This is a genomic window from Cobetia sp. MC34, from assembly GCF_018340035.1.
In the GTDB taxonomy this organism is placed as follows: domain Bacteria; phylum Pseudomonadota; class Gammaproteobacteria; order Pseudomonadales; family Halomonadaceae; genus Cobetia; species Cobetia amphilecti.
Map to the genome: position 1 here is coordinate 223,029 of NZ_JADPPY010000002.1, position 13,597 is coordinate 236,625.

The following is a 13,597-nucleotide window of genomic DNA, read 5'->3' on the forward strand; positions in this document are numbered from 1 at the left end:
GTCATCGATGACTGCCATGACGCGCGTGCTGACGTTCGCCCAGCCCTCTTGCCCAGTCTCTTGCCCAGCCCCTGGCACCCCACCGGAGCCCCTGCATGCATCCCGAGTTCGAACATGGCCAACATCTGCTGTCACGTCCCGATCAGAACATCTTCTGGCAGCGTCTCAAGCGGCATGACGCCCAGGGCGGGCGTCGACTGCTGATGCTGCACGGCGCGGGTGTGGCCGGCACGCTGACCTGGGCACCGCTGGTCGGGCATCTCACGGCCCATGATGAGTTGATCATCCCGGACCTGCGTGGCATGGGGCAGACGCTGGCGCCGCAGGGTGGCGAGCCTCCTTTCACTCTCGAGCAGGTGATCGAGGATGTGATGGCGTTGATCGAGACGCAGCGCATCACGCATTTCGACCTGATCGGCTACAGCTTCGGCGGGCTGGTCGCCATGCGTCTCGTCCAGCGTCTGCGCGCCGAGCGCCCGGAGGTGAAGGTCGGCGACATCAGTCTGCTGGAGCCGGCGCTGCTGGAGCGCGAATGCCACGCCACCATGCTCAAGGTGCGTGACGGCTACGCCGAGGCGGCGCGCGCCATGCGCGAAGCCTCAAGCCCCGAGGCGGGCATCACCGCCTTCCTCGATCTCATCTCGCCGCATCGTACGCGCAACCCGCGCGCCGAGCGCATGATGGTGGCGCGACTGGCACATCGCCATCTGGGCTTCGCCAATGCGCTGGACTGTGTCACGCATGCCGTGCGCGAGATCGACCGCGAGGCGCTGCTGGCCGACGTGCTGGCCTCAGGCAGCGAGGTGCGTAGCCTGGTCGGCGGCAAGAGCCCCCAGACCCTGCGCGACTATCACAGCCTGCTGGCCGAACGTCATGCGGGTTGGCAATCGCTGGAAATCCCCGGCACCGATCACTCGCTGCCTTTCCAGAAACCCCGCCGCATCGGCGCGGAGCTCAGCTTCACATAAATCGCGTGATTGTCGACAAGCCGACCGATGAGCGGTCTGGCATTGAGACTCAAGACGCCTCGTCAGCCTGTGCTGGCGGGGCGTCTTTCGTCTCGGCCGTTACCGGCTGGAGTGCCTCTGGCCTGGCGACGCGGGAAGGGCGGCATGGCGGCGTCTCAGGCGGTTCGTCCTTGTTCTGGCAGCCGTTTATCCAGCGCATGCCAGCTCTCTTACGCCAAAGGTGTAGAGGATTTGGCGGATTGCATCTTGACCCACTCAGGCTCGCTGGCTAGTCTGGCAGTCATTGAATGATTGTCGACAATGGTGCTGAAAGTCCCTCATCGCCATTGTCCTGTCTCAGCCCCTTGTCCAGCCGGATTGCCTGACCGCCATGACCACCGATGCCTTTCACAATGCCACCACCGCTCGAAGCCTCGCACGCGGCGCCACTGCCGAGCAGGCAGGCCACACCGCCTCCGCGAGTGCTCCGGCACCTGAGGTGCGCACCCTGGCCGAGCGCGTCTTCCACCAGCTGCAGGACGCCATCGTGCGCGGCGAGCTGGCACCGGGCAGCAAGATCACCGAGCCGGGGCTGGCGCAGGCCTATGGCATCTCGCGCGGCCCGCTGCGTGAGGCGATGCGTCGTCTCGAGGTCCATCGCCTGATCGAGCGCGTGCCCCACGTCGGCGCGCGGGTGGTCAAGCTCTCGATGACCGAGCTGCTGGAGCTGTTCGACGTGCGTGAGGCGCTGGAGAGCATGGCCGCGCGTCTGGCGGCGCGGCACATGACGCAGGAGGAGGTCACGCGGCTGCGCAGCGTGCTCAAGACCCACGAGCAGCAGTCGGACCTCAAGACCGGCACCGCCTACTTCCAGAAGGAAGGCGATCTCGACTTCCACTACCAGATCGTCCTCGGCAGCCATAACCACATGCTGATGACGATTCTCTGCGACGACCTCTACTACCTGGTGCGCATGTATCGCACCCAGTTCAGCGCCAGTGGCTCGCGTCCGCAGAAGGCCTTCGTCGAGCACCACCGTATCGTCGATGCCATCGAGGCTGGCGACGAGGAGCTGGCGGAGCTGCTGATGCGGCGCCACGTCAGCGCCTCGCGGGAGAACGTCGCCCGCCGCTATGCCGCCACGCTCAAGGAAGAGCAGGGCGAGGAGTGAACTGCCACACCGCTTGCGACCGGATCACCCCCAACAATTCCAACCCCGTCATGGGCCCAGCCCGGGAGATGTCATGTCACGCCATCTGAGTTCCACCGCCTTGCCAAGCCCCGGCGCCCGCTTCCGCGCGGCGCTGGAAGCCAATCGTCCGCTGCCCATCGTCGGCACCATCAATGCCTATACCGCCATCATGGCCGAGCGCGTCGGGCATCAGGCGATCTACCTGTCCGGTGGCGGCGTGGCCAACGCCTCCTACGGCCTGCCGGACCTGGGCATGACCAGCATGAATGACGTGCTAGAAGATGCGCGTCGCATCACCGCCGCCAGCGAGCTTCCGCTGCTGGTGGACATCGACACCGGCTGGGGCGGCGCCTTCAACATCGCGCGCACCATCCAGGAGATGGAGCGCGCCGGTGTGGCGGCCGTGCATCTGGAAGACCAGGTCGCCCAGAAACGCTGCGGACATCGCCCCAACAAGGCCATCGTCTCCAGTCAGGAGATGGTCGACCGCATCAAGGCGGCCGCCGATGCCCGCCGTGATGACGACTTCTATCTGATCGCGCGTACCGATGCCTTCCAGAAGGAAGGGCTCGAGGCCGCCGTGGCGCGTGCCAATGCCTGTGTCGAGGGCGGAGCGGACGCCATCTTCGCCGAGGCGGTGCATACCCTCGAGGACTACCGTGCCTTCTGCGAGGGCGTCGACGCGCCGATTCTGGCCAACATCACCGAATTCGGCGCCACGCCGCTGTTCAATCAGCGCGAGCTGGGCGACGTTGGCTGCCGGATGGTGCTCTATCCGCTGTCCGCCTTCCGCGCCATGAACGCCGCCGCCCTCAAGGTCTACCAGAACATCCACGACAAGGGAGACCAGAAGGACGTGGTCGACGACATGCAGACCCGCATGGAGCTCTACGACTTCCTCGATTACCACACCTTCGAGCAGAAGCTGGACACCCTGTTCGAGGCCGAAAGCCGCAAGGATTGATGCCAGACGCTCGAGACGGACGCCATGTCTCGCATCAGGAGGCCACTGGCTTCACGGGCCGGCACTTCCGGCCCGACCGTTTCTCCCTCGCTGGCAAACGCCTGGCCGGCGAGGGGCTTGACGCTTTATGCCCTACAAGAAAAAGAACAACTCAATGACGTCACTGCCAAGGAGATCGCGCCATGTCAGATACCACCGCTACCCCGAGCCCTAGTGCCTCCAGCGGCCTGCGCGGCCAGAGTGCCGGCGAGACCGCCCTGTGCACCGTCGGCCAGACCGGCTCCGGCCTGCGCTATCGCGGCTACGATCTGGAGGATCTCGCCGCCCACGCAAGCTTTGAAGAAGTCGCCTATCTGCTGCTCAAGGGCAAGCTGCCCAATCGTTCGGAGCTGGACGCCTACATCATGCGCCTCAAGGGGTTGCGTGGTCTGCCGGATGCTCTGAAGGCGGTACTGGAGCAGATTCCGGCCAGTGCCCACCCGATGGACGTGATGCGCACCGGTTGCTCGATGCTCGGCAATCTGGAAACCGAAGAGAGCTTCGATGAGCAGTCCGACCAGGCCGACCGCATGCTGGCCGTGTTCCCGTCGATCATCAATTACTGGTATCGCTTCAGCCATGATGGTGTGCGCATCGACACCGAGACCGATGACGACTCCATCGGCGCGCACTTCCTGCACCTTTTGCACGGCGAGGCCCCCAGCGAGCTGCATGCCGCGGTGATGAATACCTCGCTGATCCTCTACGCCGAGCACGAATTCAATGCCTCGACCTTCACCGCGCGTGTCTGCGCCTCGACGCTCTCCGATCTGCACTCCTGCGTGACCGGGGCCATCGGCTCGCTGCGCGGACCGCTGCATGGCGGTGCCAACGAGGCGGCGATGGCGATGATCGAGCACTGGCGCTCACCGGAGGAAGCCGAGCGCGAGATTCTCGGCATGCTGGAACGTCGCGAGAAGATCATGGGCTTCGGCCACGCCATCTACCGTGAACGTGACCCGCGCAACGCCATCATCAAGGAGTGGTCACGCAAGCTGTCCGAGGATGTGGGCGATACTCAGCTCTACGCCGTCTCCGAGCGCGTCGAAGCCGTGATGTGGCGCGAGAAGAAGCTGTTCTGCAATGCCGACTTCTTTCACGCCAGCGCCTATCACTTCATGGGCATTCCCACCAAGTTGTTCACGCCGATCTTCGTCTGTTCACGCCTGACCGGCTGGGCGGCGCATGTCTTCGAGCAACGCGCCAACAATCGCATCATCCGCCCGAGCGCCGATTATACCGGCCCGGAGCATTGCGACTGGCTGCCCATCGAGCAGCGCGACTGACCCTTTCCTCGGCCAGTCAGCGTGCTGGCCGATCGTTTTCTTGACCGCCTGATGAGTCCGGATGCCCATGAATACCGAGTATCGCAAACCCCTGCCTGGCACGGCGTCACCGGGTACCCCGGTCGACTACTTCGATGCGCGTGCCGCCGTGGAAGACATCGCCCCCGGCGCCTACGCCGGTCTGCCCTATACCTCACGCGTACTGGCCGAGAACCTGGTGCGTCGCTGCCCGCCGGATCAACTGCGTGACAGCCTCGTGCAATTGATCGAGCGTCGGCGTGATCTCGATTTCCCCTGGTACCCCGCGCGCGTCGTGTGCCATGACATCCTCGGTCAGACCGCGCTGGTCGACCTGGCCGGTCTGCGCGATGCCATTGCCGAGCGCGGCGGAGACCCGGCCAAGGTCAATCCGGTGGTGCCGACCCAGTTGATCGTCGACCACTCGCTGGCGGTGGAGCACGCCGGCTTCGACAAGGACGCCTTCGCCAAGAATCGCGCCATCGAGGAGCGGCGCAACGAGGACCGCTTCCACTTCATCGACTGGACGCGTCAGGCCTTCGAGAACATCGACGTGATTCCGCCGGGCAACGGCATCATGCACCAGATCAATCTGGAGCGGATGTCGCCGGTGATCGAGTCGCGCGCCGATGAGAAGGGTCATCAGGTCGCCTTCCCGGATACCCTGGTGGGCACCGACAGCCACACGCCGCATGTCGATGCGCTGGGCGTGATCGCCGTCGGCGTCGGTGGGCTCGAGGCCGAGAGCGTGATGCTGGGGCGTGCCTCCTACATGCGTCTGCCCGACATCATCGGCGTGCGCCTCACCGGGCGTCCGCAGCCGGGCATCACCGCCACCGACATCGTGCTGGCGTTGACCGAATTCCTGCGCGCCGAGAAGGTCGTCTCCTCCTATCTGGAATTCTTCGGCGAAGGGGCGGCCAGCCTGACCCTGGGCGATCGCGCCACCATCTCCAACATGACGCCGGAGTACGGCGCCACGGCGGCGATGTTCTACATCGACCAGCAGACGCTGGACTACCTGACCCTGACCGGGCGTGAGCCGGAGAACATCGCGCTGGTCGAGCGCTACGCGCGTGAGACTGGGCTTTGGGCCGACGAGAGCGGCCATATCGAAGGCGCGGTGGAATATGAGCGCGAGCTGACCTTCGACCTGTCCTCGGTGGTGCGCACCCTGGCGGGCCCCTCCAACCCTCACAGTCGCGTGCCGACCAGTGAACTGGCCGCACGCGGCATCTCCGGGGTGATCGAGCATGAGCAGGACGAGGACGGGCGCGACCTGATGCCGGATGGCGCGGTGATCATCGCCGCCATCACCAGCTGTACCAATACCTCGAATCCGCGCAATGTCATCGCCGCCGGCCTGCTGGCCAGACGCGCCAATGCGCTGGGGCTGACGCGCAAGCCGTGGGTCAAGACCTCGCTGGCGCCGGGCTCCAAGGCCGTGCAGCTGTATCTGGAAGAGGCGGAACTGCTGCCGGAACTCGAACAGCTCGGCTTTGGCATCGTCGGCTTCGCTTGCACCACCTGCAATGGCATGAGCGGTGCGCTGGACCCGGCGATCCAGCAGGAAATCGTCGAGCGTGATCTCTATTCCACCGCGGTTCTGTCCGGCAACCGCAACTTCGATGGTCGTATCCACCCCTACGCCAAGCAGGCCTTCCTGGCCTCGCCGCCGCTGGTGGTCGCCTACGCCATCGCCGGCACCATCCGCTTCGACATCGAGAAGGACGTTCTCGGGCATGCGCCGGACGGCTCGCCGATCATGCTCAAGGACCTGTGGCCGAGTGACGAGGAGATCGATGCCATCGTCGGCTCCAGCGTCAAGCCGGACCACTTCCGACAGGTCTACATCCCGATGTTCGAGGCCCGTCAGGATCGCGACGACACGACCAGCCCGCTCTACGACTGGCGCGAGATGAGCACCTACATCCGTCGTCCGCCGTACTGGGAAGGCGGCCTGGCCAGCGCACCGACGCTCAAGGGCATGCGGGCACTGGCGGTGCTGGGGGACAACATCACCACCGATCACCTGTCGCCCTCCAATGCCATCATGGCCAGCAGTGCGGCGGGTGAGTATCTGGCCGCGATGGGCCTGCCGGAGGAGGACTTCAATTCCTACGCCACTCACCGCGGCGATCATCTCACCGCGCAGCGGGCCACCTTCGCCAATCCCAAGCTGATCAACGAGATGGCCGTGGTGGAAGGGGCGGACGGCAAGCGCGAGGTCAAGCAGGGCTCGCTCACGCGCCTGGAGCCGGAAGGCAAGGTGGTACGCATGTGGGAGGCCATCGAGGCCTACATGCAGCGCAAGCAGCCGTTGATCATCATCGCGGGCGCGGATTACGGCCAGGGCTCGTCGCGTGACTGGGCGGCCAAGGGCGTGCGGCTGGCGGGTGTCGAGGCCATCGTCGCGGAAGGTTTCGAGCGTATCCACCGCACCAATCTGGTCGGCATGGGCGTGATGCCGCTGCAGTTCGCCGCCGGTACCACGCGCAAGACGCTGGCGCTGGATGGCAGCGAGATCTACGCCGTCGAGGGCGAGCCGGCGCCGGGGGCAGAGCTCACGCTGGTGATCGAGCGCACCGCCGGTGACAAGGCAGGTCAGCTCGAGCGCGTACCGGTCACCTGCCGTCTCGATACCCGTGAGGAAGTCTCCATCTACTCGGCGGGCGGCGTGCTGCAGCGCTTCGCCGAAGACTTCTTGAGCTCCCAGACACCGGGCGAGACGGCGGCGGAGGTATCGGCATGAGCCAGCAGGCACAGCTCAGGATTCCCGCCACCTATCTGCGTGGCGGCACCAGCAAGGGCGTGTTCTTCCTGCGCGATGAGCTGCCGGAAGCGGCGCAGGTGCCGGGCCCGGCGCGTGATGCCCTGCTGCTGCGCGTGATCGGCAGCCCCGACCCCTACGCCAAGCAGATCGACGGCATGGGGGGCGCGACCTCCAGCACCAGCAAGACGGTGATCATCAGTCGCAGCGAACAGCCAGACCACGACGTCGACTATCTGTTCGGTCAGGTCTCCATCGACTCGCCCTTCGTCGACTGGAGCGGCAACTGCGGCAATCTCTCGGCGGCGGTCGGGCCCTTCGCCATCGAGAAGGGCCTGGTGCCGACCGAGCGCCTGCCGCGTGATGGCATCGCCGAGGTGCGTATCTGGCAGGCCAACATCGCCAAGACCATCATCGCGCGGGTGCCGATGTGCGAGGGGCGCGTCCAGGAAACCGGCGACTTCGCCCTGGATGGCGTGACCTTCCCGGCCGCCGAAGTGGCGGTCGCCTTCCGCGACCCCGCCGCCGGTGAGGGCAGCATGTTCCCCACCGGCAATGTGGTCGATACGTTGGAAGTGCCGGAATCGGTGGTCGCGGGCGGGCGAATCCAGGCGACCCTGATCAATGCCGGCATCCCGACCATCTTCGTCGCTGCCCGTGATCTCGGCTATCAGGGCACCGAACTGCAGGAGGCGATCAACGCGGATGGCGAGGCCCTCGCGCGCCTCGAGACATTGCGCGCTCACGGCGCACTGCGCATGGGGCTGATTCAGGAGCTGGGCGAAGCCGCCAGACGTCAGCACACTCCCAAGGTCGCCTTCGTGGCGCCGCCGGTGGATCACGTCGTCTCCAGTGGTCGCGAGATCAAGGCCGACGAGATCGACGTGCTGATTCGCGCCGTGTCGATGGGCAAGCTGCACCACGCCATGATGGGCACCGCGGCCGTCGCCATCGCCGCTGCGGCCGCGGTGCCCGGCACGCTGGTCAATCTTGCCGCCGCTGGCGGAGCCGATGCTGAGTCTGGGGCCGGGCAGACTGGCGCCGCGCGTGACTCGGTGTGTTTCGGGCATCCCTCCGGCACGCTCAGGGTCGGCGCGAGTGCCCATCGTCAGTCACCCTCGGGTCAGGTCAGTGACGGCCAGCAAGGCGAGGGCGAGTGGACCGTCAGTGAGGCCGTGATGAGTCGCAGCGCGCGTATCCTGATGGAAGGCTGGGTGCGGGTGCCCGCGGAGACCTTGATGCGCTAGCGCCGGTATTGGCAGGCGATGGTCTACTGTCAATATATCCCTCTTGATATCCCTCCTGCGGCATCCCGATGAAAGCCGGCCTGGCATGCATGTGCAGAGGGCCGGCTTTCGCGTTTCTATGGTGCGGACTCGGGTATTTCGGGGGATGTGCCGGTATCGCGGGAGATGCATGCGAGCAAAGACGATCCACGACAGGAGATCACACATGAGCACGCCATCCTCTGATCAGACGGGCGACAGCCGTCTCAGCGCCAACCAGGCCAGCACCAATCAGGCCAGCGCCAACCAGCGCCCGGACTATGACCCGGAGCTGAAGCAGATCGCCGACTATGTGCTGGGGTATTGCGACGATCTTCGTATCGCGGATACGGATACGGCTGCGGATGGTCTGGCCGGCAAGAGCGAGCGCTCAGGTCCCTCGGCAGAGGCGATGGACACCGCTCGCCTGTGTCTGATGGATACCCTCGGCTGCGGTATCCTGGCGCTGCGCTTCCCGGAATGCACCAAGCATCTCGGCCCGCTGGTGGCCGAGACCGTGGTGCCGCATGGTGCGCGGGTGCCCGGCACCGCCTTCAGTCTCGATCCCGTCAAGGCGGCGTGGGATATCGGCTGCACCATCCGCTGGCTGGATTACAACGATACCTGGCTGGCGGCGGAGTGGGGGCATCCCTCGGACAATCTCGGCGGCATTCTGGCGGTGGCGGATCACCTCTCGCGCCAACGTGTCGCACAGGGCAAGCCACCCCTGGTGATGCGTGATGTGCTGGAGAGCATGGTGATGGCCCACGAGATCCAGGGCGTGCTGGCGCTGGACAACAGCTTCAATCGCGTCGGGCTCGACCATGTCATGCTGGTCAAGGTCGCGACCACCGCCGTGACGGCGCGCTTGATGGGGGCGAATCGCGAGCAGTTGCTGTCGGCGCTGTCGCACGCCTTCGTCGATGGCCAGAGCCTGCGCACCTATCGTCATGCGCCCAATGCGGGCTCGCGCAAGAGCTGGGCGGCGGGGGACGCCACTTCACGCGGCGTGCGGCTGGCGGACATCGCCCTGCGTGGCGAGATGGGCGTCCCCGGTGCTCTCAGCGCGCCGCAGTGGGGCTTCAATGATGTGTCCTTCAGTCACGGCAATAGCGATCTCGCGCTCAAGCCCGAAGACGAGCGACGTCTTACACTGGCGCGCCCCCTGGGCAGCTATGTGATGGAGAACGTGCTCTTCAAGGTCTCCTTCCCGGCCGAATTCCATGCCCAGACCGCCGCCGAGGCCGCCGTCCAGCTCCATCCCGAGGTGCGCGACCGGCTCGAGGAGATCGAGCGCATCGAGATCACCACCCACGAATCGGCGATCCGCATCATCTCCAAGCAGGGTGCGCTCGCCAATGCGGCGGACCGCGATCACTGCCTGCAATACATGGTCGCGGTGCCGCTGATCTTCGGCGAGTTGAACGCGGACCACTATGAAGATGGCTTCCATGCCGCTCACCCGGTGATCGACCGGCTGCGTGACAGAATGGTCGTCACGGAAGAGGCGCGCTTCACCCGCGAGTATCTGGAAGCCGACAAGCGCTCGATTGCCAATGCCCTGCGGGTGGTCTTTTGCGATGGCAGTGCCACTGAGCAGGTGACGGTGGAATACCCGCTGGGACATCGTCGGCGGCGTGAAGAGTCGCTCGTTCCGCTCGAGGACAAGTGTCGGGCCAATCTGGCCACCTGCTTCCCGCCTTCGCGGTGCGACACCTTGATGGCGTTGCTGGGTGATCGCGAGCGACTCGAAGCACTGCCGGTGCACGAGTTCATGGCGCATTGGGTGCCGTGAGGTTGCCGGCCGCATGATGCCCGTTGGCAATCAGTCATCCAATTGACTGGTGCCGTCATCCGGTATGGGTAAACTGGAAGCGGATTGCACAGGAAGATCGACAGGGGCGCTTGCAAAGACTCGCCGGAGAGCGGGACAACGCCTGCAGGGCCTTCATTGCAAAGGCATCATCACAAGGGACTCATCATGAAAACATTTCTGCTGCTGGGCGCCATCGCGCTGATCGTCATCTACGTGATCTCGATCTACAACAAGCTGGTCAGCCTCAAGGCGCGCTTCGAGAATGCCTTCGCGCAGATAGAGGTGCAGCTCAAGCGGCGCTATGACCTGATTCCCAATCTGGTCGAGACGGCCAAGGGCTATCTGAGTCATGAGCGTGGCACCCTGGAAGAAGTGATCAATGCCCGCAACAAGGCGATGGCAGCCTTGAATGCCGCAGCGGCGCATCCCGGCAGCATGGACAAGCTGGCCAGTCTGGCCGGTGCCGAGCAGGGGCTGGCAGCGAGTCTGGGCAAGCTGGATGTGGTGGTCGAGGCCTATCCGGAGCTCAAGGCGGACCAGACCATGAGCGATCTGATGGAAGAGCTGACCGCCACCGAGAACCGCGTCGCCTTCGCGCGTCAGGCCTACAACGATGCCGTCACCGACTACAACGTCTATCGCCAGAGCTTCCCGCAGGTGGTGTTCGCGCCGACCTTCGGTCATCGCAGTGATGCAGGCCTGCTGGCCTTCGATGACAGCGTGAAGATTCGCCAGGCCCCGGATGTCAGCTTCTCGTGAGTCGACCGGTTGATGCTTCTCTCGCAGCGGCCTTGCGCTGTGATCCTGACTGGGTAGATGGCGAGCGCGAATGAATTTCTATCATGAGCAGGACAGTGCGCGGCGTCGTACGCGGCTATTGCTGCTGGCCTTCACGGCCATGTCGCTGGTGGTGTCTCTTGCCGCCGGCGCCGTGGTGCATGTCGCGATCAGCAGTTTCCTGGGGCGTCCGGCCGCCACGACGTTTGAATATGTCTGGCCAGTGGCGAGCATCATCTTCCTGTGCAATGCACTGGTCGCGGCGCGTGAGCTGCGGCGTCTGCAGCAGGGCGGTGCGGTCGTGGCCGCACGCCTGGGTGGCAAGCTGGTGGATGTCGAGACCCAGGACTCGCGCGAGCGGCGGGCACTGAATGTCGTGGAAGAAATGGCGATCGCCGCCAATCTGCCCGCGCCGCAGCTGTTTCTGCTGCCGCATGAGGCGATGATCAATGCCTTCGCGGCGGGCTATCGGCCACATGATGCGGTGATCGCGCTGAGTCGCGGGGCGTTGGAGCAGCTCGATCGCAACGAGCTGCAGGGCGTGGTCGCTCACGAGTTCGCCCATATCGCCAATGGCGATATTCGCCTCAACCTGCGTCTGGCGAGTGCGGTCCACGGCCTGGTGTTTCTCTCCGAGGCGGGACGCTTCCTGATGGGGGCGGGGCGCATCGGCTTCGTGTTGGGCCGGGCGCGCTCCTCCGGTTCCGACAAGAAAGGCGGCATGCCGCAGCTGATGCTGGTCGGTGTGGCGCTGTGGTTGCTCGGCAGTCTCGGCGGGCTGGGCGGCAGGCTGTTGCAGCGCGGGGTCGCGCGCTCACGCGAATATCTCGCCGATGCCAGTGCAGTGCGCCTGACGCGTTTCCCGGATGGCATCGCCTCGGCCCTCAAGCGTATCGGTGGCATGGGCTGGCAGGGGCGCATCCAGCATCCGCGCGCCATGACCTACAACCATCTCTTCTTCGTCGAAGCGCGTCCGCCATGGCTGACGGGCTGGTTCGACTCGCATCCGCCGCTGGATGAACGCATCAAGCGCCTGGAGCCCCGTTGGGACAGGCAATATCTGAGCGCGCGCCAGCAACCGGTGCATACCTTCGAGCAGCAGGGGCCCATCGGGGCAGAAGTGCTTGGCGGGGTCATGGCGGGTATCGCCGGCGCGGCCGTCATGGGCGAGCTGTCGCGTTCCCGAGGTGAACTCGAGAACCTGACGCTGTCACGCTTTCTCTGCCCGCAGCTGGTGGTGGCGATGATCGCGCCTTCGGAGCTCACCCGGCGTGGGGTCTGGCTCACCGAGCTTGAGCGTCAGCATGACTGGCTGGATGGCAAGCGCGTGCGCGAGGCGCGGCGCAAGCTCGAGACCTTGCCGCGGGTCGAGTGGATCCCCTTGCTCAACCGGTTGATACCGCGCTGGCGGGAAGCGGATGAGCGCGCGCATCGCATGCTCAAGGCGCAGACACCTCCGCAGGACATGTTCATCTGGTGTCTGTGGCAGTTGCTGCTGGAGTCACTGGACCCGCGGATCGATCGCAAGAGTGACTCGCTGGCCCTGCAGCAATGCCAGCCGGCCTGTCAGCATTGGCTCATGCTGATGGTCGGACTCATCGACGATGAAACGCTGCGCGAGGACATTTTCCTGGACGCCAGTGCGGAACTTGGCCTGGCGCTTGCGTACCCACAGTCGCAGCCGGATGGGGATAACCCTGCGCTGCGCTGCCGTCATCTCACGCAGCTGGCTCACCTGCGTCCGATGGACAAGCAGCGCTGGTTCACGGCGCTTGCCCAGGTGGTGCATGCCGACCAGACGCTGGCCGATGAAGAGGTGGCCCTGCTGACACTGCTGGCTCGCGTCATGCAGCTGCCGGAGGCGCGCCTGGAAGCGGCGCTTGAGACACAGTCGCATTCGCGTGGTGGCTGGCAGGCGCGCCCGGTATCTCGGCCCGCGGACGGCAAGGCGGTCTGAGTATTGATCAGGCGAGTGGCTGTTTTCTGCGTCAAAGCCCTTGCCATCAAAACGATTCCTGCGTAAAGTACGCATCCGCTGCCGGGGACGCATGGCGTTACCAGCGGTGAAAGGGGTTTGCAGGTGATTGTTTTGCTTGATGTTTTTGAAGTCCGCTTCGAATTTATCGATTGACAATCCCGGGCGATTCGCTAGAATACGCCGCACTCCTTACGGAACAGGTGATCGAGCAACGCTCCTCACCGCTTGATGATGCTTAGAGGCAGTCGACTGACTCATCATCAAGTGCTTGACTTCTCAAGCGTTCCGGGTAGAATATGCCTCCTCGCCTAACAGCGACGCTCTTTAAAAATTTGATCAGGTAATTCGTGTGAGCGCTTGCCGATGAGTGGTGACAAGGTCACCAAATATCGGAGCAAGCCTCTCACGAGAAGTTTGACTCTGAACCAAGTTTGGTCTGCTTAACAGACTATCAAGCTTTCAACTGAAGAGTTTGATCATGGCTCAGATTGAACGCTGGCGGCAGGCTTAACACATGCAAGTCGAGCGGAAACGATCCTAGCTTG

9 protein-coding genes and 1 rRNA gene are annotated in these 13,597 nt (G+C 64.6%); all 10 read left to right on the forward strand.

Translation table 11 applies throughout. The annotated features are described in order from the left end of the window. The first annotated feature begins 95 nt into the window (after positions 1 to 95). Complete coding sequence (locus tag IZU87_RS02180) at positions 96 to 968, forward strand: alpha/beta fold hydrolase (RefSeq protein WP_213113533.1); 873 nt, start codon at positions 96 to 98, stop codon at positions 966 to 968. Positions 969 to 1,338: 370 nt separating this feature from the next. Next, entirely contained in the window at positions 1,339 to 2,118 is a 780-nt protein-coding gene (locus IZU87_RS02185) for a GntR family transcriptional regulator (RefSeq protein WP_107335487.1), read from the forward strand. A gap of 73 nt (positions 2,119 to 2,191) precedes the next feature. Beyond that, entirely contained in the window at positions 2,192 to 3,103 is a 912-nt protein-coding gene (gene prpB, locus IZU87_RS02190) for a methylisocitrate lyase (protein WP_213113534.1), read from the forward strand. A gap of 182 nt (positions 3,104 to 3,285) precedes the next feature. Beyond that, positions 3,286 to 4,428, forward strand: a complete 1,143-nt coding sequence (gene prpC, locus IZU87_RS02195) for a bifunctional 2-methylcitrate synthase/citrate synthase (RefSeq protein ID WP_213113535.1) — start codon at positions 3,286 to 3,288, stop codon at positions 4,426 to 4,428. 67 nt (positions 4,429 to 4,495) lie between these two features. Beyond that, complete coding sequence (gene acnD / locus IZU87_RS02200) at positions 4,496 to 7,198, forward strand: Fe/S-dependent 2-methylisocitrate dehydratase AcnD (RefSeq protein ID WP_213113555.1); 2,703 nt, start codon at positions 4,496 to 4,498, stop codon at positions 7,196 to 7,198. Then, the gene (prpF, locus tag IZU87_RS02205) at positions 7,195 to 8,463 is read left to right on the forward strand and encodes a 2-methylaconitate cis-trans isomerase PrpF (protein WP_213113536.1); all 1,269 of its coding nucleotides are present in this window, start codon (positions 7,195 to 7,197) and stop codon (positions 8,461 to 8,463) included. The genes acnD and prpF overlap by 4 nt, the downstream gene beginning before the upstream one ends. A gap of 205 nt (positions 8,464 to 8,668) precedes the next feature. Further along, on the forward strand, positions 8,669 to 10,276 hold the full coding sequence (locus IZU87_RS02210; RefSeq protein WP_213113537.1) for a bifunctional 2-methylcitrate dehydratase/aconitate hydratase: 1,608 nt from the start codon (positions 8,669 to 8,671) through the stop codon (positions 10,274 to 10,276). Between the two features lie 186 nt (positions 10,277 to 10,462). Then, positions 10,463 to 11,056, forward strand: coding sequence for a LemA family protein (locus tag IZU87_RS02215; protein WP_054555402.1), 594 nt, complete (start codon positions 10,463 to 10,465; stop codon positions 11,054 to 11,056). A 70-nt stretch (positions 11,057 to 11,126) separates the two neighbouring features. Beyond that, positions 11,127 to 13,031, forward strand: coding sequence for a M48 family metallopeptidase (locus IZU87_RS02220; RefSeq protein WP_213113538.1), 1,905 nt, complete (start codon positions 11,127 to 11,129; stop codon positions 13,029 to 13,031). 481 nt (positions 13,032 to 13,512) lie between these two features. Beyond that, a 16S ribosomal RNA gene (locus tag IZU87_RS02225) occupies positions 13,513 to 13,597 on the forward strand; the annotation flags it as partial.